This is a genomic window from Nocardioides pakistanensis (assembly GCF_054781215.1).
Genome location: NZ_BAAGUV010000034.1, coordinates 196,906 through 219,947 on the forward strand (window position 1 = coordinate 196,906; position 23,042 = coordinate 219,947).

Here is a 23,042-nt window from a genome sequence, read left to right on the forward strand (position 1 = left end):
ACCCTGTCCGTCAGGAGGACCATGAGCGCCGCGCCCCGGTGGGACGCCGACGCGGCGGTGGACGAGCTGTACGCCGCTCACTACCGCCGGCTGGTGCGACTCTCGGTCCTCCTGGTCCGCGACGTCGAGACCGCCGAGGAGGTCGTGCAGGACGCTTTCGTCGCGATGCACGGCCGGTGGCACACGCTCCGCGAGCCCGACAAGGCGCTGGCCTACCTGCGCCAGGCGGTGGTGAACCGCTCCCGGTCGGTGCTGCGTCGTCGGGGTGTCGCAGCACGCCACACCCCGCCCGTCGTACCGGACCACCCCGGCGCCGACCACGACGCGCTCGCCGCGGAACGGCGTCGCGAGGTCCTCGAGGCGCTTCGCGCGCTGCCGACCCGTCAGCGCGAGGTGCTCGCCCTGCGCTACTACCTCGACCTGTCCGAGGCGCAGATCGCCGACACGCTCGGGATCAGCCGCGGCGCGGTCAAGAGCCACGCGTCCCGTGGGGCTGCGGCACTCAGGCAGCTGCTCGAGGAGGTCCGGTGAACGACCAGCCCACCCCCCTGAACGGCCCCGACCCCGACGCCGAGCAGCTTCGCCGGCTGCTCTCGGACGCGGTCGACGACATCGAGCCCCGCGAGGCGCTCGGCACCATCCACGCCCGAACGAGAGTGAGTCCCATGAACAGCAAGCGGTCCTGGATCCTCGGCGCGGCCGCGGCCGTGGTCGCCACCGCAGCCACGGTCACCGCGGTGGTCGTGCTCAGCGACGGTACGACGGGCGACGGCGACGCCGTGGGCCCGGCCGCCTCGGCCACGCCCACACCCGAGCCCACGCCGACCCCCACCGAGGCGACCCCCACCCCGACGCCGGCAACCGAGGCGGTGCCGGTCTACTACGTCGGCGAGACCAGCCACGGCACCCGGCTGTTCCGGGAGTTCCACCGCGTGGAGACCGGGGGCAACCCCCTGGCCGCAGCGCTCTCCGAGGCGGTAGGCACCCCACCCGACGACCCCGACTACCGCACGGGCTGGCCCGAGGGCACGGTGGTGAACGGGGCCGGCTTCGACGGGGTCGGCGCCGACGGTGAGGTCTGGATCCGGGTCCACAACGACAGCACCGACCTGCACGACCGTCCGGCGGGAATGAGCGCGGAGCAGGCACAGATGGCGGTCGAGCAGCTGATCTACACGGCGCAGGCCGTGGTTCAGGACCGCGTTCCGGTCCAGATCCTGCTCGGTCCGGAGTCCGAGGATCTCCCGGAGAGCCGCACCGACACGCTGCTCGGTGTCCCGGTCTCCGAGCCGCTGGCCGAGGGCGACGAGATGGACGTCCTGGCGCAGGTGTGGATCATCGACCCGGCGGAGAACGCCGAGGTCACCGCCCCGTTCAAGGTCTCCGGACTCGCGGCGGCGTTCGAGGCCAACGTGCTCTGGGAGCTGCGCCAGGGCGACACCGTCGTGGCCGAGGGCTTCACTACGACCGAGGAGTGCTGCAAGATGGCGCCGTACTCGTTCCGGGTGAAGGACGTGCCCCCGGGTGAGTACACCCTCGTCGTGAGCGACACCGACCCGTCCGCCGGCGAGGGACCCGCACCGTGGGAGGACACGAAGCAGATCACGGTCCTTCCCTGACCGACCCCGGGTCGGTCGCGGCGCCCGGTGGCCGCGACCGGCCCGGTTCTCTGCTCCCGCCCCGGCGCGAGATCCCCGAGGCCGGTCAGTTGAACAGGCAGGTCGGGGCTGTCAGCCGACGATCACGCTCAACGCCTGGGCGGCGACGACCGATCTGCCTGTCCGTCTGACAGCGTGGTCGCCTCGGACGAACCCAGTCAGCGCCAGCGCGGGGTGCGCGACAGCAGCGCCGCGGCCGCCGCGACCCCGGCCGTGGAGGTGCGCAGCACCGACGATCCCAGCCGCAGCGGCCGCGCGCCGGCCTCGGCGAACGCGGCCAGCTCCTCGTCGCTGATCCCGCCCTCGGGCCCGACCACCACGACCACGTCCCCGTGGTCGGGCACGTCGAGCGCCGCGAGCGGCTCACTGCCCCCCTCATGGAGTACGGCGGCCAGCGCGGCGTCGCGCAGCAGGGCGACCACCTCCGGCGTCGTCGCCATCGCGGCGACCTCGGGGAACCAGGCACGACGCGACTGCTTCGCGGCCTCGCGGGCGGTGCTGCGCCACTTGGCCAGCGACTTCGCCGCCCGCTCGCCCCGCCACACCGCGACCGACCGCGACGCGGCCCACGGCACGACCACGTCGACGCCGACCTCGGTGAGCATCTCGACGGCGAGCTCGCCCCGGTCGCCCTTGGGGATCGCCTGGACCACCACGAGCCGCGGTGTCTCGGCGGGGTGCCGGTGGACCTCGGTGACGGTGCCGCTCAGCGTGGTCTTGCCGGTGGCCGCGACGTCGACCACGACCGTCGTACCAGCGCCGTCGCTGAGCGCGACCTGCTCCCCCACGCGGATCCGGCGCACCACCACCGCGTGCCGCGCCTCGTCGCCGCCCAGCTCCACGGGGTCCCCGACCGCGAGGCCGGCCAGCTCGGGGCGGTGGAAGACCGGCAGGCTCATCGGGGGTTGAACGCGCTCCGCAGCTTGTCGAACACCGACCGGTGCGTGGCCTGCACCTGGCCGTCGGGCGACTCCTCGCCACGGATCGCCGCGAGCTCACGCAGCAGCTCTTCCTGGCGCTCGTCGAGCCGGGTCGGGGTCTCCACGACCACACGCGCGACCAGGTCGCCGCGCCCGACGCCGCGCAGGTTCGGCACGCCGCGCCCGTTGAGCACGATCTCCGAGCCGGACTGCGTGCCGGGGCGGATGTCGATCTCCAGGCTGGTCTCGAGCTCGCTGTCGCTGCCGGAGTCGGCGAGGTCGGCGAGGTCGGCCTCGAGCGTCGGCAGCTCCAGCGTGGTGCCGAGCGCGGCGGCGGTCATCGGGACGGTGACCGTGCAGAGCAGGTCGTTGCCGTGGCGGGTGAAGACCTTGTGCTCGGCGACCTGGATCTCGACGTACAGGTCGCCGGCCGGCCCGCCACCGGGACCCACCTCGCCCTGCCCGGACAGCTGGACCCGGGTGCCGGTGTCGACGCCGGCGGGGATCTTCACGTTGAGGGTGCGCCGCGAGCGGACCCGGCCGTCGCCGGAGCACTCCCGGCAGGGCTCGGGGATGATCGTGCCGTAGCCGCGGCAAGCCGCGCACGGGCGCATGGTGCGGATCTCGCCGAGGAAGGACCGCTGCACCTGGTGCACCTCGCCCCGGCCGTGGCAGGTCTGGCAGGTGACCGGCTCCGAGCCGGGGGCGGCGCCCGAGCCGGAGCAGACCGTGCACAGCACGGCCGTGTCGACCTTGAGCTCGTGGGTGCTGCCGAACGCGGCCTCGGCGAGGTCGACCTCCAGCCGGATCAGGGCGTCCTGCCCGCGGCGGACCCTGGGACGCGGACCGCGGCCGGCCCCGGCGGCGCCACCACCGGCACCACCGAAGAAGGCGTCCATGATGTCGGTGAACGAGAAGCCCGCACCCTGGCCGAAGCCGCCGGCACCGGCGCCACCGAACGGGTCACCACCGAGGTCGTACATCCGCCGCTTCTCGGGGTCGGAGAGCACCTCGTAGGCCCGGGTGACGTCCTTGAACCGCTCCTGGGTCTCCGGGTCGGGGTTCACGTCAGGGTGCAGCTGACGCGCCAGCCGGCGGTAGGCCTTCTTGATCGCGTCTGCATCGGCGTCGCGGGAGACACCGAGGGTCTCGTAGAGGTCCTGGCTCACAGTGGTTACTCAGCTCATCCTTCGTCGAGAATCTTCGACACGTAGCGGGCCACGGCTCGCACGGTGGCCATCGTGCCGGGGTAGTCCATGCGGGTCGGGCCCACGATGCCCAGCGTCGCGAGAGCCTCCTCGCCGGGTCCGTAGCCGGTGGCCACGACCGAGGCCGACGTCAGCTCCTGGTAGGGCACCTCGTGGCCGATCCGCACCGTCAGCGTCGACGGCGAGGTGGCCTCCCCGAGCAGCTTGAGCAGCACGACGTGCTCCTCGAGCGCCTCGAGCATCGGCTTGATCGAGGCGTCGAAACCGTCCCCGAACCGGGCGAGGTTGGCCGTGCCGCCCACCACGACCCGCTCGTCGGAGCGGTGGTCGGACATCGCCTCGACGAGCGCGGCGGCGACGACCGACACCGGCGGGCGGTCGCCGGCCTCGAACTCCCCGGGCACCGCGCCCACGCGCTCCGCGGCATCGGCCAGCTTCTCCCCCGAGGCGGCACGGTTCAGCGCCGTGCGCACCCGGCCCACGGTCTCCTCGTCGAGCGGTTCGGGCAGCTCGACCACGCGCTGCTCGACACGGCCGGTGCTCAGGATCAGCACCAGCAGCAGGCGGGTGCCGGTCAGCGTGACCAGCTCGACGTGGCGGACCGTGGAGCGCGACAGCGTGGGGTACTGCACGATCGCGACCTGGCGGGTCAGCTGGGCGAGCAGCCGGACGCTGCGTTGGACGACGTCGTCGAGGTCGACCGCGCCCTCGAGCAGCGTGGTGATCGCACGCTTCTCGGCCGCCGACAGGGGCTTGACCTGGCTGAGCCGGTCCACGAAGAGGCGGTAGCCCTTGTCCGTCGGGATCCGGCCGGCGCTCGTGTGCGGCTGCATGATGAAGCCCTCGTCCTCGAGCGCGGCCATGTCGTTGCGCACCGTCGCCGGGGAGACCCCCAGCTGGTGCCGCTCGACCAGTGCCTTGGAGCCGACCGGCTCCTGGGTGGACACGTAGTCCTCGACGATCGCGCGGAGGACGGCGAGCCTGCGGTCCTCGACCATCTCTCGCCTCCTTGCCCGACAGACCGGCGCCGACGCCTCGCCCGAGGCGGTCTGGCACTCACATGCTCCGAGTGCCAATGCTACTAGCCCGCGGTGCGAGCGGCAGAATCGGCGGACGTAGGGTTTCGTCCATGACCGCACCCGAGTCGCACCCCGGCTTCGAGATCGCCCAGGACGCCGGCTTCGTCGAGGTCGCCGACCGGTGCTGGGTGGCGCGGCACCGCCTCGCCGACGTCAACGTCGGGCTCGTCGGCGGCCGCAACGGCCTGGTCGTGATCGACAGCCACTCCTCCGCCGGCACCGCGCGCGGTGTCCTCGACCAGGTCCGCGCTCTAGGCGCCGGCGACGTGGTCGCCGTGGTCAACACCCACGCGCACTGGGACCACGTGCTCGGCAACGCCACTCTCGTGGAGGCGTACGACGGTCCGCCCGTCGTCGCGCACGAGGAGACCGCCGCCGTCCTCCGCGACCACGCACAGGAGCTCCTCGAGGCGGCCGGCCGGCACACCGACGTCACGGGCACCGAGGTGCTCGTGCCGGACCGGACGTTCTCCTCGGCGAAGGTGATCGACCTCGGCGACCGGATCGTCGAGGTCTTCCACCCCGGTCGTGGCCACACCGCCGGCGACGTGGTGGTGCACGTCGGCGACGCGGACGTCGTCTACGCCGGCGACCTGGTCGAGGAGTCCGCCGAGCGCGCCGGCTTCGGCGACGACTGCTTCCCGCTCGACTGGCCGGTCACCCTCGACCTGCTGATCGGGATGCTCGGCTCGGGCACCGTGGTGGTCCCCGGGCACGGGCTGCCGGTCGGCAAGGAGTTCGTGATGCACCAGCGCGCCAGCATCGGCGTGGTGGCCGAGATGATCCGGGACCTGTCGGGTCGCGGCATGAAGCCGGCCGAGATGGGCTCCTCCGCGGAGTGGCCCTATCCGGTCGAGGAGCTTCAGCACGCCTTCGTCCGGGGGGTGGCACACCTCCCCCGCGCCGAGAGACGGTCGCTGCCGCTGCTGTGACGGCCGGCCGGCGCGTCGTACCCCACAGGGGCTCTTCGCGGACGGCGCGTCGCCCTCCGCAACGCCCGCAGCCCACCTAGCGTTGGGGACCATGTCCTTCGATCGATACGGCTCCGACGTGCTCAACACCGACTGGCGCGCACCCAAACGCGGGCGTTCGGTCGAGATCGCAGCCGACAAGGGGCTCGTGGTCGAGGAGGTGACCACCGACTGGTGCGGCGAGATCGTCGCCGTGGACCGTGACCTGATGACGGTCACCCTCGAGGACCGGCGCGGCAAGCGGCGCACCTTCCCGCTCGGGCCGGGCTTCCTCCTCGAGGGCGTCCCGGTGATCCTCACCCCGTCTCTCCGCAAGGGCCCCGGCCAGAAGACGCACACCGCCTCCGGCTCGATCGCCGTGCCCGGCACCAAGGCGCGCGTCGCACGCGCGAGCAGGATCTTCGTCGAGGGCCGCCACGACGCGGAGCTCGTCGAGAAGGTGTGGGGAGACGACCTGCGGATCGAGGGCGTCGTGGTGGAGTACATCGAGGGGGTCGACGACCTCGCCGAGCAGCTCCGCGACTTCCGGCCCGGCCCCGAGCGCAAGGTCGGTGTGCTCGTCGACCACCTCGTCACCGGGTCCAAGGAGAGCCGGATCGCCCAGTCGATCGCCCGGTCCCCGGTCGGCAAGCACGTGCTGATCGTCGGTCACCCGTTCGTCGACATCTGGCAGGCGGTCAAGCCCGACCGGCTCGGGATGAAGCAGTGGCCGGTGATCCCGCGCAACGTCGAGTGGAAGCGCGGCGTGTGCCAGAGCCTCGGCTGGCCGCACCGGGACCAGGCCGACATCGCGCGAGCCTGGAAGCACATCTTGTCGAGAGTTCAGTCGTACGCCGACCTCGAACCCGCCCTCCTCGGTAGGGTCGAAGAGCTGATCGACTTCGTCACCGTCGACTGAGGAGCCACCATGTCCATGCCGCCTCCCCCGCCCGGTCCCGGCGGGAGCTACCAGCCGGGTCCCGGCATGCCCCCGCCCGGGCCTACGTCCGAGGAGCGCACGTGGGCCCTCGCCGCCCACATCGGCAGCCTGGTCGCGGCCTGGTTCGCGATGGGCTTCATCGCGCCGCTGGTGGTGCTTCTGGTCAAGGGCAAGGACTCGCCGTTCGTGCGCCGGCACGCCGTGGAGTCGCTGAACTTCCAGATCTCGCTGCTGATCTACCTGGTGATCAGCGTGATCCTGGCGTTCGTGCTGATCGGGATCTTCCTGCTCATCGCGCTCGGCATCTTCGCCCTCGTCGTGATCATCCTCGCCACGATGGCCGCCTCGAACGGACAGGACTACCGCTACCCGCTCAACATCCGCCTGATCTCCTGACCCACGGACCGGCGCCGCGCGCCGGTCAGGGCAGGAGGGCCCGGACGACCGCGTCGGCCAGCAGCCGTCCCCGCAGCGTGAGCACGACCCGGCCCTGCGCCAGTGCGCCGGGCTCGACCAGGCCGTCCTCGACCTGGGCCGGCAGGGCGCGCCGACCCGCCTCGTCGAGCACGTCGATCGCCAGACCGTCTCGGAGCCGAATCTCCAGCAGCACGCGCTCCACGCGGCGGGTCTCCTCGTCGAGGGTCTCCCGGCCGTGCGCCGGGCTGGCACCTGACCCGATCCGGTCGGCGTAGGCGGCCGGGTGCTTGACGTTCCACCAGCGCACCCCGCCGACGTGGGAGTGGGCGCCGGGACCCACGCCCCACCAGTCCGCGCCGGTCCAGTACAGCTCGTTGTGCCGGCACCGGGTCGCCGGCGAGGTCGACCAGTTGGACACCTCGTACCAGCCGAGCCCGGCCGCCGTGAGCCGCTCCTCCGCAGCGAGGTACTTGTCGGCCAGGTCGTCGTCGTCGGGCATCGGCACTTCGCCCCGACGGATCCGCCTGGCCAGCGCCGTGCCCTCCTCGACGATCAGGGCATAGGCCGAGAGGTGGTCCGGGGCGCACCCGAGCGCACTGTCGAGGGAGGCCTCCCAGTCGGCGAGGCTCTCCCCCGGTGTGCCGTAGATCAGGTCCAGGCTGACCTCGTCGAAGCCGGCCTCGCGCGCCCACGACACCACCTGTGGCACACGGGCCGGGTCGTGGGTCCGGTCGAGCACCTCGAGCACGTGCGGCACCGCGGACTGCATGCCGTACGAGATCCGGTTGATGCCGCCCTCCCGGAGCACGGCAAGGTCCGCGGGCGCGACGCTGTCGGGGTTGGACTCCGTGGTCACCTCAGCGCCCGGCACGAGGCCGAACTCCTCGTCGACCACCGCGACGATCCGTGCCAGGTCCCGCGACGGGAGGAGGGTCGGCGTACCTCCGCCGAAGAAGACGGTGTGCACCGGCAGCTCCGCCGCGCCGAGGACCTTGCGGGCGAGGCGGATCTCCTCGATCGCAGAGTCGGCGTAGGACGAGCGCGACACCCCGCCGCCGAGCTCGGAGGCCGTGTAGGTGTTGAAGTCGCAGTAGCCGCAGCGCACCGAGCAGAACGGGACATGCACGTAGAAGCCGAACGGCCGCGTCCCCGCCGAGGCGAGCGCGGACTCCGGAAGGGCCCCGTCGAGGGGCGCGGGATCGCCGTCGGGCAGGGCGGAGGGCACCGGACAATCCTAGGGAGGACCGCCAACCGGTCCGGCGGGAGACGACGAAGGCGCCGCCCCGGCCGGGACGGCGCCTTCGCGGGCGTTCGCGAGACCGCGGTCACTCGCGGTAGAGCGCGTCGATCTGCTCCTTGTAGTTCTGCTCGACGACCTTGCGCTTGACCTTCATCGACGGGGTCAGCTCCCCGGACTCGACGGTGAGGTCGTGGTCGAGCAGGATCCACTTCTTGATGGTCTCCCAGCGGTTGAGCCGCTTGTTCAGCGTCTCGACGTAGTCCGCAACCATGTCCTTGACCTTCTGCGAGGAGACGATCTCGGCGTACGACGCACCCGCCATCCCGTTGTGCGTGGCCCACTCGGCCATCGCGTCGGGGTCGAGGGTGATCAGCGCGACGCAGTAGTTGCGGTCGTTGCCGTGCACCAGGAACTGGCTGGCGTAGGGGCAGATCGCCTTGAACTGCGACTCGATCGAGGACGGCGCGATGTACTTGCCGCCCGAGGTCTTGAACAGGTCCTTCTTGCGGTCGGTGATCTTGAGGAAGCCGTCGGCGTCGATCTGCCCGATGTCACCGGTGTGGAGCCAGCCGTCCTTGAGGGTCTCGGCGGTCTGCTCGGGCAGGTTGTGGTAGCCGTCCATGACGCCGGGGCCCTTGATCAGGACCTCGCCGTCCTCGGCGATCTTGACCTCGCTGCCGTGGAAGACCAGGCCGACGGTGCCGAACTTGTAGTTCTCCGGACGGTTCACGAACGACCCGGCCGAGGTCTCGGTGAGGCCGTAGCCCTCGAGGATGAGGATGCCGGCGACGTGGAACCACTCAGCGACCTCCTGGTTCAGCGCGGCCGCACCGGAGATGAAGAAGCGGACCCGGCCCCCGAAGCGCTCGCGGATCTTGGCGAACACCAGCTTGTCGAACAGCGCGTGCTGCTTGGCCAGGAGGAACGGCACGGGCTTGCCCTCGAGCTTGAGGGCACGGACCTTCTTGCCGACCTCGAAGGCCTTGTTGAACAGCTTCTCCTTGATGCCGCCCTCAGTCTGCTGCATCGTGATGATCCGGCCGTGGGCCTTCTCGAAGATGCGGGGGGCCGCGCCCATGAAGGTCGGGCGTACGACGGCGAGGTTCTCGATGATCTTGTCGACCCGGCCGTCGACGGCGGTGGCGAAGCCGCAGGCGAGCTGGGTGGAGAGCAGGACCTTGCCGAAGGAGTGAGCCATCGGCAGCCACAGGAACTGCAGGTCGTTCTCGTCGAGGATGCCCTGCGCCTGGATCGCCGCGCCCTCGTAGGTCCACGACGAGTGACGCAGCCGCACGCCCTTGGGCCGGCCGGTGGTGCCGGAGGTGTAGATCAGCGTGGCGAGCGCGTCGGGCTTGGTCTCCGCGACCCGCTTCTCGATGATGGCGGGCTCCTTGGCGAGGTACTCCTCGCCGAGCCGCTCGAGGTCGTCGAGGGTGATCACCCAGTCACCGTCGGGGGCGCCGTCGAAGGTGACGACCTTGGCCAGGTGCGGGAGCTCGGAGCGGTGCATGGTGAGCTTGGCGATCTGCTCGTCGTCCTCGGCGAACACCACGCGGCACTCGGAGTCGGCCAGGATGTAGGCGACGTCCTCGTCGATCGTGGAGGGGTAGACCGTGGTCGTCGCCGCGCCGGCGCACATGATCGACAGGTCGGCCAGGATCCACTCGTAGCGAGTGGCGGCTGCGATGCCGACGCGCTGCTCGGGCTCGATGCCGAGGGAGACCAGGCCCGCCGCCAACCGGGTGACCTTGTCACCGGTCTCCTTCCAGGTCACCGACTCCCACTTGTCGCCCTTCGGGAACCGGTAGGCCTCACGGTTGGGGCTGCTCTCGACCCGGTCGAAGAACTGGCGCCCCACGTTCGCGGGACGGTCCTCGATCCCGCTCAGGTCGTGGCTGACGGTGCTCTGAGACATCGCTCTCCCTGTTCATACCTGCAGCACGCGCATGCGTCGCGCCGGGCAGGGTGTTGACATGTTGCGACACAACGTAGAACACATGGCTACCTAGCGGTAGGTTTCGGCCCGGTTATGGGACCGTTTCGCAACGATTGCCAGCAGGGCTTTACGTTCGGCCGCTCGACGGACCCGGAAACCACCTGGCAGATACAGGCATCCGGGGATCAGTCCTGGACCGCCTTCGCGACGGTCACCATCCTGGTGATCCAGTCCCGCTCCGCCGCGACGAGAGCCCGGTCGCTGCGCACCGCGTCGTCCACGGACCAGTACGCGTTGTGCAGCGCCCGCACCACGACCCAGTCCCGGCTCCGGTGCTCGTCGAGCCCGGCTGCGTCGACCACCGTGTGGAAGCGTCGTCGTACGGCGTCCCGGACCCGACCGGATGCCACCCCCTCCTCCCACCGGTTCCACAGCAGCGGCGCGACCTCGTAGTGCGGGTCGCCCGACATCGGTTTCGGGTCGATGGCCAGCCACGGCTCGCGGTCCGCGGCGAGCACGTTCTCGTAGTGCAGGTCGCCGTGGATCATCGTCCCGACGCTCGCCTCGTCGGTGAGGAACGACGCGGCCAGCGAGACCGCCTGCTCGACGAGCCGACGCGGCATCGGCGCGTCCTTCGGCAGCGCGGCCAGCCCGGAGCTCCAGCGGTCGACGTACGACGACAGAGGCCTCAGCTGCGGAAGAGCGGGCACGTGCAGCCGCCGGTAGAGGCCGGCCACGATCTCGCAGGACTCGAGGTCCCACAGCTCGGTGAGGTCCTCGGGGTGCAGGCGCTCCAGCAGCATCGCACGGCGCCGCGGGTCGGCCCGGAGCAGCAGCGCCGCACCGTTGCCCTGCCACCGCTGGAGCGCCAGGTGCTCGTGCTCGCTCTCGTCGTCGGCGACCGCCACCTTCAGGACGGCCGGTCGGTCGGCGGTCGTGCGCACCGGGACCACCAGGCTGCAGTACCCGTGCCGGGGCCGCCCGTCGTAGCTGAGCTCCCACTCCGCGACGGTCTCGGCGACGAGTCGGGGCAACGTGTCCAGCCAGTCCGCCCAGGCCGGTCCTCGGACGGCCTGCGCCAGGAGACCCGGCGGGATGTCGAACGGCAGCACGCAGCGAGGCTACGCGTCGCCGGGCCCGGACCGTGACCAATCCCCGACCCGCCAGTTGAGCACTCGGAGACCGTGAGCCGACCCGAGGAGCCCGCCTGTGTCCAGAACGTCCCGCCTGCTCCGCACCGTCGTTGTGCCCCTGGCGGTGGTGGCGACGATGACCACGCCGGCCGGCCCGGCCGTGGCGGCGCCGGGTGACCTTCCGGACTCGGCCCCGCCGGCTGCCCGCGCGGCCGAACCCGCCCTGCCGGCGGCCGACGGCTGGCCGTTCTCCGAACGGCACTTCCCGCGCACGTCGGGCACCGGGCGGCTGCACGGCGGAGCGGCGTTCTGGACCGACTTCGTGTACGACGACCACGGGGCCGCCGTGCCGACCGGGATGAGTGCGCCCTACTCCACGAACCTCGCCCCGACCCAGGGCGCCTACACGTACCCGACGGGCCCCGTCGCCGGCAACGGCGCGGACATCTTCCGGACCGCGGTCGGCCTCGACGGGGAGGCCTCGTACTGGCGCGTGGACTGGACCACGCTGAAGGACACCGACGTCCCGCTCGCGGTGTGGACCTTCGACCGTGACGCCGAGGCGGCCACCGGCGTCGCGGAGTGGCCGGCCGCTGCGGGTCTCCGTTCCGCCGGCATCGACAGCGCCCTGGTGGTCTCCAGCCGCAGCGCCCGGCTGGTCGACCTCACCACCGGTGTCGGCCGCGAGGTCGCCACACTGGGCGGCGCCCTGCACGTCGACCGCGCGGCCGGCTCGTTCGTCGTACGCCTGCCCCGCACCGTGGTCGATCCCACCGGCCGATGGAGGGTCCGGGTCGCCGCAGGCCTGGCCGACGAGACCGGTGAGTCGCTCGCCGTGCCGTCGCTGGCCGGGGCCGTCCCCGCAGAGGGCCTGCCCCGGGTCTACAACGTGGGCTACCGCTCGCTTCGACAGGAGCCCGCGGTCTACCGCGGCGGCAGCACCGACGCTCTGGTGGCCGCCTTCCAGGAGCAGGCGGCGGGGACGCCGCTGCTCGGCCAGGTCGGCGCCGACGGTCTCGCGCGTTTCGTGACCGGCAACTTCTGGATGGAGGACCACCAGGCCGACGCGCTCGCCGACGGTGACGTCTCCGAGTTCGCCACGGTCATCGACTGGTCGCGTCTGGCGTCGCGCACCTCCACCCGCGAGCCGCGTCCCCGGGGCTACAGCAACCGCTGGTACGTCTCCGGTCTCGAGCTCGGTGACGGGGTGCTCACCGGGACCGAGCACGGCAACGACCTTGCGCCCAACTTCCTCGGCCGGATCCAGCCGTACTCCGTCTACGTCCCCCGGCACGTCCGGCGCGGCGAGCGGCTGCCGCTGACCTGGACCCTGCACTCGCTGGGTGTGAACCACAACCAGTACGGCGCGCTCAACCCGCGCCTGCTGGAGCAGCTGTGCGAGCAGCGACGGTCGGTCTGCGCGGGCACGCTCGGCCACGGCCCCGACGGGTGGTACCTCGACGAGGCCGAGGTCGACTACTGGTCGGTGTGGCGCGAGCTCGCCGAGGCGTTCGACCTCGACGAGGAGCGCACCCAGCTCACCGGCTACTCGATGGGCGGCTACGCCGCCTACAAGCTCGGCCTGCAGCACCCGGACCTGTACGCCGGCGCGGTGTCCCTCGCCGGGCCCCCGGCCTGCGGCAGCGGCGTCGACCCCGAGCAGGGCCTTCCGCTGTTCCGCCACGAGCGCTGCGAGCGCGACGGCGCCACCGGCACGCTGGTCGGCAACGCCCGTCATCTGCCGTACCGGATCGGGCAGGGCACGCTCGACCAGCTGGTGCCGTTCGTGTCGGTCGAGGACCAGGTCTCCCGGTTCGCTGCGCGCGGCCTGCGCCACCGGTTCGTGCGCTACCCCGCCGAGGACCACATGGCCTTCGCCACCCAGGACCGCTTCGACACCGTCCTCGAGGGGCTGGCCCGGCCCCGCCGGACCACCGACCCGGAGCTGGTGGACTTCACCTGGTTCCCGCACCTGGACCGACCGAGTCTCGGGCTGCGCGCCACCGGGGCCTACTGGGTGACCGGGGTGCGGGCCGGTGACCGCTCCCCCGGCGCCACCGCCCAGGTCCTGGCGCGTTCCTTCGCCCAGCGCGACCGTCGGCACTCGGCGACACCGTTCGGCCCGACGCCCGTCGCGGAACCCCTGCCGGCGGTCGTCGAAGGCATTCGGTGGAAGCTCGGCTCCCGCCCGCCGCGACGGCAGCTGGTCGCGCTGCGGCTGAGCAACGTGGCCGCGGTGGGCGTCGACCTCGGGCGAGCCGGTCTGGACTGTGGCCGGGTCCGGGTCACCACCGACCGTCCTACGACGCTCAGGCTGGTGCGCGCCGACGGCCAGGTCCGACGGGTCACCGTGCCCGCCGGCAGGCGCATCGTCCGGCCGGGCTGCTGAGCCCGGCCGGAGCAGCCGGGGCGGCTACTTCTTGCCCTTCTCCCCGGAGTCGGAGGTGGACAGCGCGGCGATGAAGGCCTCCTGGGGCACCTCGACGCGGCCGACCATCTTCATCCGCTTCTTGCCTTCCTTCTGCTTCTCCAGCAGCTTGCGCTTGCGGGTGATGTCCCCGCCGTAGCACTTGGCGAGCACGTCCTTGCGGATCGCGCGGATGGTCTCGCGCGCGATCACCCGGGCGCCGATGGCGGCCTGGATCGGCACCTCGAACTGCTGCCGCGGGATCAGCTCCTTGAGCTTGCCGGCCAGCGCCACGCCGTAGGAGTAGGCGTGGTCGCGGTGCACGATCGCGCTGAACGCGTCGACCGGCTCCCCCTGGAGCAGGATGTCGACCTTCACCAGGTCCGCGGGCTGATCGCCGGTGGGCTCGTAGTCGAGCGAGGCGTAACCCTTCGTGCGCGACTTCAGCTGGTCGAAGAAGTCGAAGACGATCTCGGCCAGCGGGAGCACGTAGCGCATCTCCACCCGGTCCTCGGAGAGGTAGTCCATCCCCTGGAGCTGGCCGCGCTTGCTCTGGCAGAGCTCCATGATCGCGCCGATGTAGTCGCTGGGGCTGAGGATCGTTGCCTTGACCACGGGCTCGCGGACCTCGGCGATCTTGCCGCCGGGGTACTCGCTGGGGTTGGTCACCTCGATCTCGCGACCGTCCTCCATCACGACCTCGTAGACCACGTTGGGCGCGGTCGAGATCAGGTCGAGGTTGAACTCCCGCTCCAGCCGCTCACGCACGATCTCCATGTGCAGCAGGCCGAGGAAGCCGCAGCGGAAGCCGAACCCGAGCGCGCCGGACGTCTCCGGTTCGTAGACCAGCGCGGCGTCGTTGAGCTGGAGCCGCTCCAGCGCGTCGCGCAGGGTCGGGTAGTCGTCGCCGTCGATCGGGTAGAGCCCCGCGAAGACCATCGGGTTGGGGTGCTTGTAGCCGCCGAGCGGCTCAGTAGCACCGTTGTGCTGGCTGGTCACGGTGTCGCCGACCCGGGACTGGCGCACGTCCTTCACCCCGGTGATCAGGTAGCCGACCTCCCCGACGCCGAGGTCGCCTGCCTTCACCGGCTCCGGGGAGATCACCCCGACCTCGAGCATCTCGTGCACCGCACCGGTCGACATCATCTTGATCCGGTCGCGATGGCTGAGCTTGCCGTCGACGACACGGACGTAGGTGACCACACCGCGGTAGGTGTCGTAGACGGAGTCGAAGATCAGTGCGCGCGGAGGCGCGTCGGCGTCACCGACCGGCGGCGGGGTCTGCCGGACGATCTCGTTGAGCAGCGCCTCGACACCCATCCCGGTCTTGGCCGAGACCTGGAGCACGTCGGAGGGGTCGCACCCGATGATCCCGGCGAGCTCGGCGGCGTACTTCTCCGGCTGGGCCGAGGGCAGGTCGATCTTGTTCAGCACCGGGATGATCTGCAGGTCCGCGCCGAGCGCGAGGTACAGGTTCGCCAGCGTCTGCGCCTCGATGCCCTGCGCCGCGTCGACGAGCAGCACGGCGGCCTCGCAGGCCTCGAGCGACCGGGACACCTCGTAGGTGAAGTCGACGTGCCCGGGGGTGTCGATCATGTTCAGGATGTAGGTGCCCGGCGCCGCGGCCTCGTAGCCCTCGCTGAGGGTCCAGGGCATCCGGACGGCCTGGCTCTTGATCGTGATGCCGCGCTCGCGCTCGATGTCCATCCGGTCGAGGTACTGCGCCCGGGCACTGCGCTCGTCGACCACACCGGTCAGCTGCAGCATCCGGTCGGCCAGCGTCGACTTGCCGTGGTCGATGTGCGCGATGATGCAGAAGTTGCGGATGATCGAGGGGTCGGTCTTGCCCGGCTGCGGGACCGAGGGGGTGCTCTTGGACACGAACTACTTCCGTTGGTTCGGCGTACGGCGGAACCGCCATTGTTCCACGCAGCGGGCACCCGGCCCGTCACACGCACCTGGCCCCGGCCCCCGGGCGCACAGATCACAGCCGGACACGCCGGGAAACCGGTCGTCCCCCGGCCGTGGGCGCATACAGAATGGGGCCGCATGAGCCCCGTCATCAGCAGCACGCCGGCCGCCGGGTCCGCGATCCCTCACGGCAGGACCGCTCGCCGGCTCGACTGGGGCCTGCTGCCCCCCGTCCTCCGCACGATGATCGAGCGTCGTCTCGGCTCCGCCGTCGTCAAGACCGTGTCCGCCGGCGCCGGCTTCACGCCCGGGTTCGCCTCGGTCCTCACCTGCGCCGACGGCTCCCGGCACTTCGTCAAGGCGGCGAGCAAGAAGGCCCAGCGCACGTTCGCCGACTCCTACCGCGAGGAGGCCCGCAAGCTCGCGGCGCTGCCCGCGGGGCTCCCTGCGCCGCGCCTGTTGTGGAGCCACGAGGACGACCTGTGGGTGGTCCTCGAGCTCGCCTACGTCGACGGCGCCAACCCCTCACGGCCCTGGCGACCGGCCGACCTGGACGCCTGCCTGGACACCCTCGAGGTGCTCGCCGACCGGCTGACGCCCCCTCCGCTGCAGCTGGCCACCTTCGCCGACGACTTCGCCGACTGCCTGACCGGGTGGGACCACCTCCGCCGCGTGGATCCGGGGCGGGAGCACCTCGACGACGCGGCCGCGCTGGCGGGCAGGTTCCGCGAGGCCACCGCCGGGAGCTCGCTGGTGCACACCGACGCCCGCGACGACAACTTCCTCCTCCTCGGCGGCGGGCGCGCGGTGCTGTGCGACTGGAACTGGCCGGTGGTCGGCGCGCCCTGGATCGACACGGTGCTGCTGCTCATCTCCGTGCACGGCGACGGTCTCGACGCCGACGAGCTCCTCGCCGCGAGGCCGCTGACCCGTGAGGTGCCCGCCGACGACGTGGACTCCCTGCTGGCGCTGATCGCCGGGTACTTCTTCGAGCGGCGCGACGAGCCGGTCCCGAACTCCTCGCCGTACCTTCGCCTCCACCAGTCCTGGTACGCCGAGGCCACCTGGTCGTGGCTCTCGCAGCGCCGCGGGTGGCACTGACCGGCGTACCCTGGGCGCTGCGGTCCGCGCCTCGAGCCGGCGGCGCCTCGATTTGAGGGTGCCGCGGGGCCGCTGGTATCGTTGTGCCTCGCGTGTCTGGCCTTCGACGGCCGAGCGCACACCAGACCAAACCCCGCATCAGACCAGACGAGGCGCACCGTAGTGGCGAACATCAAGTCCCAGATCAAGCGCAACCGACAGAACGAGGCTGCGCACGAGCGCAACAAGTCCGTGAAGTCGGCGCTGAAGTCGGCGATCCGCAAGTTCCGCGAGGCCGCCGAGGCTGGTGACGCCGACAAGGCGCAGGAGCTGGCGAGGATCGCCAACAAGAAGCTCGACAAGGCTGCGTCCAAGGGCGTCATCCACAAGAACCAGGCTGCGAACAAGAAGTCGGCGATCTCCAAGAAGGCCGCCGCTCTCTGAGCCATCTGACGTGACCATCCCGCGTGGTCACGTCACCGCAAGGCGCCGTCCGTGCCCGGACGGCGCCTTTTGCGTGCCTTCGTGGCCGCCGGGGGCGTAGGCGCTTTCCGCCCCCTGTGTCGGGGCACCGCTGGCAGCGTGCACGATGGAACCACCGACAGGAGGGAGATCCCGTGAGACAACCCAGTCGACCACGTGCCCTGCGCAGTGCGGCCCTGAGGGGCGCCGGGGCGGGCCTCGTCGGGGTGGTCGCGATGACCGCCGGCGAGAAGCTCGAGCAGGCGATCACCCACCGCGCCGACTCCTACGTGCCCGGTCGGGCACTGCTGACCTTGCTGGGCCGTCATCCCAGCGACTCCGACCAGCCGTTCCTCGCCAACCACACGCTGCACTGGGTGACCGGAGCGGCGTTGGGCGCGCTCCGGGGCGTCTGGGCGGCCACCGGGATCCGCGGACCGCGCGCGAACGCAGCCCACACCATGGTGCGCCTGGCCTTCGACCAGACCGTCGAGAACGCCACCGGTGTCGGGGCCCCTCCACATACCTGGCCGCGGCAGGAGCAAGCGGTCGATGTCGGCCACAAGGCGGTGTTCTCGTTCGTGACCGGAGTGGTCGCTGACCGCTGGATCAGCCCGGACCTGGAGTCCCGGCGCGGAACGACCAGCCACTGAACCTCAGCGTGACGAGCGGGCGGTGGCGACGGAGATCACCATCCGCTCCAGGGCGTACGACGCGTCGCTGGCCGCACCCTTGACGTCGGCATCGGCCTGCGCCACCGCCTGGATCGCGCGGACCAGACCCGGCTCCTCCCAGCCGCGCGACTGGTCCCGCAGAGTGCGCAGCTTCCACGGAGGCACCCCGACCTCACGGGCCAGGTCGCCCTCGCGCAGCCCTCGCGGAGCGCTCTTGTAGCGGGCCAGCCCGCGCAGACCGCTGGCGAACGCACTGGTCACGAGCACCGGCGCGGTGCCGTTGTCGAGCGCCCAGCGCAGCTCCTCAAGTGCCTGCGCGGTGCGGCCGTAGATGGCCGCGTCGGCCACGGCGAAGCCCTTTACCTCGGCCCTGCCCCCGAAGTAGCGCTTGACCACGTCGGCCGTCAGCGGTTCCCCGGCGAAGTCGTTGGCGAGCTGGTGGCAGGCGCCGGCGAGCGCACGCAGGTCGTGGCCGACCGACTGCACGAGCAGCTCGGCGGCGTCCTCCGCCATCCGAGCCCCGTGCGAGCGGGCCTCGGCCGCGACCCAGCGGGAGTACTCACTCGGCTTGAGCGCCGCGGACTTCACCTCGACGACTGCCTTCTGCTTGCGCAGCTTGGCCAGCAGACCGGAACCCTTCTGTCCGCCGTTGTGCACCAGGACCAGGCCGACGTCGTCGGCCGGTGACGCCGCGTAGTCCACGAGACCGTCATAGGTCTCGTCGGGCAGGTCCTCGAGGTTGCGCACCACCACGCAACGGATCGTGGAGAACAGCGACGGGGCGGCCAGATCGGCCAGCGCGCCCATGGTCAGCTGGTCGGCGGTGGTCTGACTGACCTCGGACTCCTCGTCCGCGTGCCGCACCGCCTGCAGCGCGGCGGTGATCGCCCGCTCGTTGAGCAGCTCTTCGGGGCCGGTCACCAGCGTGACGTGGCCGAGCACGTCGGATGCCTTGGGAGTCGCCATGGTGGAGCCAGCCTGCCACACCCGACCGACACCCCGGACGCGTACCTGACGCGCCTGTGGGTAGGAGACCAACGACTGTCCCGCCGTCCCGAAGGAGCACGATGACGCCCGACCTGATCGTGGGTCGCTACCGGGTCCTGCGTGCCGTCGGCAAGGGCGGCATGGGAACGGTCTGGCTGTGTGAGGACGAGCTGCTCGGACGCGAGGTGGCCGTCAAGCAGATCGGCATGCTGCCGGGCGAGTCCGCACCGGACACCGCGCGGGCGCTGCGGGAGGCGCGCTCCGCAGCCGGGCTCAACCATCGCAACGTGGTCTCGGTCTTCGACGTCGTCGACGACGAGCACGGCCACGCCTGGCTGGTGATGGAGTACGTCCCCTCCCGCACCCTCGGCCGGTTGCTCCACGAGGAAGGCCGGCTGTCGCCGGAGCGAGCCGCCCGGATCGCTGCGCAGGCCGCCGACGGGCTGACCGCCGCCCACGCGGCCGGCACCATCCATCGGGACGTGAAGCCGGGGAACATCCTCGTCGGGGAGGGCGACCTGGCCAAGATCAGCGACTTCGGCATCGCCCGGGGCGCCACCGACGGGCAGCTCACCAGCACCGGGTTGGTCACCGGTACCCCGTCGTACTTCTCCCCCGAGCTCGCCCGCGGAGCCGACCCCGGCAAGGAGTCGGACGTCTACGCACTCGGCGCGACGCTGTACACCGTCGTCGAGGGGCGACCGCCGTACCCCGAGCAGCGCAACCCGATCGCGATGCTCCAGCAGATCGCCGCCGCGCCCCCTCCGCCACCGCAGCACGCCGGTCCGCTGGCCGCGCCGCTGGCGCAGATGATGGCGCGGGACCCCGCCGACCGGTGCAGCATGGCCGAGGCTGCCCGGCTGCTCCACGTGGTGGGCCACGGCCACGATCCCGCACCGGAGACGCTCGTGCTGCCGGCTTCGTTCGCCGCCGATGCCGGTACGACGGCCGGCCCGGCCTTCGACCCCGCCCCCGCTGCCGGGCCCGCCACCACCGCGACACCGGCCCCTGTCGCTCAGGACGCGGGCGCTCCCTCCGCGACACCGGTGCCTGGCGCCCAGGACACGGACGGGCCCTCCTCGACGGGGGCCGGCCCAGCCCGCGGAGCCGCCCCGACACGGGGACCCGTCACCGACAAGCGGGACTCGCGTTCCCGACGTGGGCTGGCGTGGCTCGCCGCGGCTGTGCTCCTGCTCGCCGTGGCGGGGATCGGCTACCTCACGCTCGGCGACCCCGGTGAGAACGACCCGCAGGCCGCCGCCGAACCCACACCCAGCGCGACCCGCGGAGAACCGAGCGGCGAGCCGGCACCGTCGCGGACACCCGAAGAGACCCCGAGCGGCACGGCCGGCCAGGAAGCCACGGCCGAACCGGAGCCGGAGCCGGAGGAGCGTTCCCCGGACAGCCCGGAGCCGGTGGAGGTGGTCCAGGAGTACTTCGCCGCCATGCCTGGCAACACCGACGCGGGCTGGGCACGGCTCGCGCCGAGCATGCAGGCCCAGGGCCGGGACGCCTACGAGGACTGGTGGTCCTCCATCGACGCGGTCGAGCTGCACAGCGCAGAACCGGTCGGCGACCGGCAGGTCGAGATCGCGCTGACCTACTACTTCGCCGACGGGCGAGCGACCCGGGAGTCCCAGCTGCTCACGCTGGAGCGGGCCGACGACGGCTACCTCATCGCCGACGACGAGGTGCTGAGCTCCCGGACGGTCAGCTGACCCTGGTCCACGACCACCGCCACGTCGCCTGACTCGTCGGTGCGCTTGACGAGCACCCCGTGCTCCTCCAGCAGGGTCAGCGTGCCGGCCGCCGGATGGCCGTACTCGTTGTCGGCCCCGACCGACACCAGCGCCAGCCTCGCCCGGAGCCCCGTGAGGAAACCGTGGTCCTGGTGGCGGCTGCCGTGGTGCGGCACCTTGAGCACATCCACCTCCAGCGTCGGCATCGACCGGGCGAGCGCGGCCTGCGCCTCGGGCTCGATGTCGCCGGTGAGCAGGATCCGGACCCCGCGGGTGGCCACCAGCAGGGCGACGCTGGCGTTGTTGGCCGGAGAGCCCTCCGTCGGAGCGGTGCCGTTGGCGAACCGTGCCTCCGGCCCCACCACCTGCCAGGACAGCGCCCCCGAGCGCCCGAGATCCCCGGCTGTGGCCACCCGGACCGGTACCGCGGCCGCCGCCGCCTCGGCCAGGACCGCCTCTGCCCCGGCGACGGGGTCGGCCAGCGCCGTGACCAGGACCCGAGCGGGGCGCCGTTCCTCCAACAGGCCGGGCAGCCCCCCGACGTGGTCGGCGTGGAAGTGGGTCAGCACCACCTCGCTCACCCGCTCCACCTCCAGGCGGTCGAGACACCGGTCGATCGCCGTAGGGTCCGGGCCCACGTCGACGACGACGGCTGTGCCTCCGCCGGCGTTGAGCACCAGCCCGTCCCCCTGACCCACGTCGCAGGCCACCAGGATCCAGCCGTCGGGTGGCCAGCCCGGGGTCGGAAGCGGTCGGGTGACGGCGACGATCATCAGCAGCGCCGCCAGCACGGATCGGATCCGGCCGCCGAGGAGCCGCGGCATCGCGAGCGCCGCGGCCAGGCACGACAAGCTGAGCAGCGAGACCGCGACCCAGTCGGCCCGCCACCCGACGGAGGCGGTGGGCAGGGCAGCGCTGTGTTCGGCGACCTCGATGATCCACCGGGCGCACCAACCGGCTGCCCGGCCGAGGAGCAGGCCGGCGGGGTCGACCAGCAGCACGGCGACCCCGCCCGCAAGGCCCAGCACCGTGGCCGGCCCCACGGCTGCCGCGACGAGCATGTTCGCCAGCACCGCGACCAGGCTCACCTGTCCCGAGATCGCCGCGACCACCGGCGTGCACGCGAGCTGCGCGGCGAGCGGCACGGCAACCGCCTCGGCGACCCAGCGGGGCAGCCACCGGTTGAGCGCGTCTCGCCACGGCGGCGCCAGGAAGAGGATGCCGGCGGTGGCGAGCGCGGACAGCACGAACCCGAGCGACATCACCAGCCACGGGTCGAGCAGCAGCAGAACCAGCACCGCGACGCCCAGCGCACGCACCCCTCGCTCCCGGCCGCCGGCGCCCATGCCGAGCAGCGCGACGGAGCCCATCGCGGCGGCCCGGACGACGCTCGGCTCGGTGCGCGCGAGGAGCACGAAGCCGGCGACACCGAGGACGCCGACGAGCACCAGACCGTGGGCTCGCACGCCGATCCATCGGGCGAGCACGAGCAGGAAGCCCACGACCAGGGTCAGGTTCGTGCCGGACACCGCCAGCAGATGGGTCAGGCCGGCGGTCTGGAACGCCTCGACGAGCTCGGCAGGCATCCCCTGGTCGTCACCGACGACGAGAGCCGGGACGAGCGTCCGCTCCCCCTCGCCGGCGCCCGACACGGCCCGACGGATCCCGGCCCGCACCGCGGCGGCAGCGTCGAGGATCTCGCCCGGCTCGCGCACGACGGTGGGTGCCCGATCGGTCGACACCACCGCGGCCAGGTCCGGCCCGTCGGCGGGCGCCGCACGACCCTCGACGACGACCGAGGCGCCCAGCTCGACCTCGCTCCACCGCACGTCGCCGACCACCAGCACGGGCAGCCGGCCGTGGTGGGTCCGTCCCCGTCCGGTGACCTCGACCGTGTGCGCCCGGAGCACGGTGTAGGGCTCGAACTCCCCAGCCCGCACGACCGGGTCGGACGTGACCTCGAGGAGCGCCTCGACGTAGGCGTGCTCCCCGGCGAGCTCGGCCACCGGGCTGGTCGTGACGGCCTGGGTCCGAAGCATCGCCGAGCCGGCCACGGCGCTCGCGGCCGCCAGCCAGGCAACGCCGAGGACGACCCTCCTCCCCCGCTGCCGGCGCACCGCCAAGGTGGCCCCGGCAGCGGCAAGGAGACAGAGCACGAGCCAGTGCGGGAGCAGGAACCCCGCCAGGCCACCGGCCCAAGCCATCGCCGCCAGCATCACCGCCCGCAGGTCGGGCGGCGCGGCGGGCGCGGCTGAAGGCTGTGCCGCGGCCGGCGCCAACCGGTCCCGCCGGTCGGCCACG

General features: G+C 72.1%; 19 protein-coding genes. 10 read left to right on the forward strand and 9 right to left on the reverse strand.

What is annotated here, in order from left to right; all coding sequences use genetic code 11:
- Positions 1 to 21: 21 nt before the first annotated feature.
- The gene (locus tag ACYVIH_RS14455) at positions 22 to 531 is read left to right on the forward strand and encodes a SigE family RNA polymerase sigma factor (protein ID WP_460870160.1); all 510 of its coding nucleotides are present in this window, start codon (positions 22 to 24) and stop codon (positions 529 to 531) included.
- On the forward strand, positions 528 to 1,619 hold the full coding sequence (locus tag ACYVIH_RS14460; protein ID WP_460870161.1) for a Gmad2 immunoglobulin-like domain-containing protein: 1,092 nt from the start codon (positions 528 to 530) through the stop codon (positions 1,617 to 1,619). Before ACYVIH_RS14455 ends, ACYVIH_RS14460 begins: the two co-directional genes overlap by 4 nt.
- A gap of 197 nt (positions 1,620 to 1,816) precedes the next feature.
- Here ACYVIH_RS14460 and ACYVIH_RS14465 read toward each other — a convergent pair whose 3' ends face one another.
- The 3 genes from ACYVIH_RS14465 to hrcA are packed head-to-tail and all read right to left on the reverse strand — an operon-like array spanning position 1,817 to position 4,784.
- Positions 1,817 to 2,557, reverse strand: a complete 741-nt coding sequence (locus ACYVIH_RS14465; protein WP_460870163.1) for a 16S rRNA (uracil(1498)-N(3))-methyltransferase — start codon at positions 2,555 to 2,557, stop codon at positions 1,817 to 1,819.
- Positions 2,554 to 3,747 (reverse strand): molecular chaperone DnaJ, encoded by a 1,194-nt coding sequence (gene dnaJ / locus ACYVIH_RS14470; RefSeq protein WP_460870165.1) that lies wholly within the window; start codon positions 3,745 to 3,747, stop codon positions 2,554 to 2,556. The genes ACYVIH_RS14465 and dnaJ overlap by 4 nt, the downstream gene beginning before the upstream one ends.
- Before the next feature lie 14 nt (positions 3,748 to 3,761).
- Positions 3,762 to 4,784 carry a heat-inducible transcriptional repressor HrcA gene (gene hrcA / locus ACYVIH_RS14475; RefSeq protein ID WP_460870166.1) on the reverse strand — a complete coding sequence of 341 codons (1,023 nt, stop codon included), beginning with the start codon at positions 4,782 to 4,784 and terminating at the stop codon, positions 3,762 to 3,764.
- Between the two features lie 131 nt (positions 4,785 to 4,915).
- Between hrcA and ACYVIH_RS14480 the strand changes: the two genes are divergently transcribed.
- The 3 genes from ACYVIH_RS14480 to ACYVIH_RS14490 all read left to right on the forward strand — a co-directional run bounded on the left by ACYVIH_RS14480 (position 4,916) and on the right by ACYVIH_RS14490 (position 7,151).
- On the forward strand, positions 4,916 to 5,797 hold the full coding sequence (locus ACYVIH_RS14480) for an MBL fold metallo-hydrolase (protein WP_460870167.1): 882 nt from the start codon (positions 4,916 to 4,918) through the stop codon (positions 5,795 to 5,797).
- Positions 5,798 to 5,888: 91 nt separating this feature from the next.
- Entirely contained in the window at positions 5,889 to 6,734 is an 846-nt protein-coding gene (locus tag ACYVIH_RS14485; RefSeq protein ID WP_460870168.1) for a DUF3097 domain-containing protein, read from the forward strand.
- Between the two features lie 9 nt (positions 6,735 to 6,743).
- Positions 6,744 to 7,151, forward strand: coding sequence for a DUF4870 domain-containing protein (locus ACYVIH_RS14490; protein ID WP_460870169.1), 408 nt, complete (start codon positions 6,744 to 6,746; stop codon positions 7,149 to 7,151).
- A gap of 25 nt (positions 7,152 to 7,176) precedes the next feature.
- On the opposite strand, the gene hemW is transcribed toward ACYVIH_RS14490, so the two are convergent.
- The 3 genes from hemW to ACYVIH_RS14505 all read right to left on the reverse strand — a co-directional run bounded on the left by hemW (position 7,177) and on the right by ACYVIH_RS14505 (position 11,460).
- Positions 7,177 to 8,397, reverse strand: a complete 1,221-nt coding sequence (hemW, locus tag ACYVIH_RS14495; RefSeq protein WP_460870170.1) for a radical SAM family heme chaperone HemW — start codon at positions 8,395 to 8,397, stop codon at positions 7,177 to 7,179.
- A gap of 100 nt (positions 8,398 to 8,497) precedes the next feature.
- Positions 8,498 to 10,327, reverse strand: coding sequence for an AMP-dependent synthetase/ligase (locus ACYVIH_RS14500; RefSeq protein ID WP_460870171.1), 1,830 nt, complete (start codon positions 10,325 to 10,327; stop codon positions 8,498 to 8,500).
- Between the two features lie 206 nt (positions 10,328 to 10,533).
- Positions 10,534 to 11,460: an aminoglycoside phosphotransferase family protein gene (locus ACYVIH_RS14505; RefSeq protein ID WP_460870172.1), complete on the reverse strand. Its 927-nt coding sequence runs from the start codon at positions 11,458 to 11,460 to the stop codon at positions 10,534 to 10,536.
- 97 nt (positions 11,461 to 11,557) lie between these two features.
- Between ACYVIH_RS14505 and ACYVIH_RS14510 the strand changes: the two genes are divergently transcribed.
- Positions 11,558 to 13,870 carry a prolyl oligopeptidase family serine peptidase gene (locus ACYVIH_RS14510; RefSeq protein ID WP_460870173.1) on the forward strand — a complete coding sequence of 771 codons (2,313 nt, stop codon included), beginning with the start codon at positions 11,558 to 11,560 and terminating at the stop codon, positions 13,868 to 13,870.
- Between the two features lie 24 nt (positions 13,871 to 13,894).
- Here ACYVIH_RS14510 and lepA read toward each other — a convergent pair whose 3' ends face one another.
- Complete coding sequence (lepA, locus tag ACYVIH_RS14515; RefSeq protein WP_460870174.1) at positions 13,895 to 15,769, reverse strand: translation elongation factor 4; 1,875 nt, start codon at positions 15,767 to 15,769, stop codon at positions 13,895 to 13,897.
- 168 nt (positions 15,770 to 15,937) lie between these two features.
- Here lepA and ACYVIH_RS14520 point away from each other — a divergent pair, with 168 nt between their 5' ends.
- The 3 genes from ACYVIH_RS14520 (at position 15,938) to ACYVIH_RS14530 (ending at position 17,994) form a co-directional block, all read left to right on the forward strand.
- Positions 15,938 to 16,900, forward strand: a complete 963-nt coding sequence (locus ACYVIH_RS14520; RefSeq protein WP_460870175.1) for a phosphotransferase family protein — start codon at positions 15,938 to 15,940, stop codon at positions 16,898 to 16,900.
- Between the two features lie 162 nt (positions 16,901 to 17,062).
- Positions 17,063 to 17,323, forward strand: a complete 261-nt coding sequence (rpsT, locus tag ACYVIH_RS14525) for a 30S ribosomal protein S20 (protein ID WP_460870176.1) — start codon at positions 17,063 to 17,065, stop codon at positions 17,321 to 17,323.
- A gap of 173 nt (positions 17,324 to 17,496) precedes the next feature.
- Positions 17,497 to 17,994: a hypothetical protein gene (locus tag ACYVIH_RS14530; RefSeq protein WP_460870177.1), complete on the forward strand. Its 498-nt coding sequence runs from the start codon at positions 17,497 to 17,499 to the stop codon at positions 17,992 to 17,994.
- 3 nt (positions 17,995 to 17,997) lie between these two features.
- Here ACYVIH_RS14530 and holA read toward each other — a convergent pair whose 3' ends face one another.
- Complete coding sequence (holA, locus tag ACYVIH_RS14535; RefSeq protein ID WP_460870178.1) at positions 17,998 to 18,981, reverse strand: DNA polymerase III subunit delta; 984 nt, start codon at positions 18,979 to 18,981, stop codon at positions 17,998 to 18,000.
- A gap of 101 nt (positions 18,982 to 19,082) precedes the next feature.
- Between holA and ACYVIH_RS14540 the strand changes: the two genes are divergently transcribed.
- The gene (locus tag ACYVIH_RS14540; RefSeq protein ID WP_460870179.1) at positions 19,083 to 20,720 is read left to right on the forward strand and encodes a serine/threonine-protein kinase; all 1,638 of its coding nucleotides are present in this window, start codon (positions 19,083 to 19,085) and stop codon (positions 20,718 to 20,720) included.
- Here the strand turns inward: ACYVIH_RS14540 and ACYVIH_RS14545 are convergent.
- Positions 20,672 to 23,041: a ComEC/Rec2 family competence protein gene (locus ACYVIH_RS14545; protein WP_460870180.1), complete on the reverse strand. Its 2,370-nt coding sequence runs from the start codon at positions 23,039 to 23,041 to the stop codon at positions 20,672 to 20,674. The two genes, ACYVIH_RS14540 and ACYVIH_RS14545, sit on opposite strands and share 49 nt — an antisense overlap.
- Between the last annotated feature and the right edge of the window lies 1 nt (position 23,042).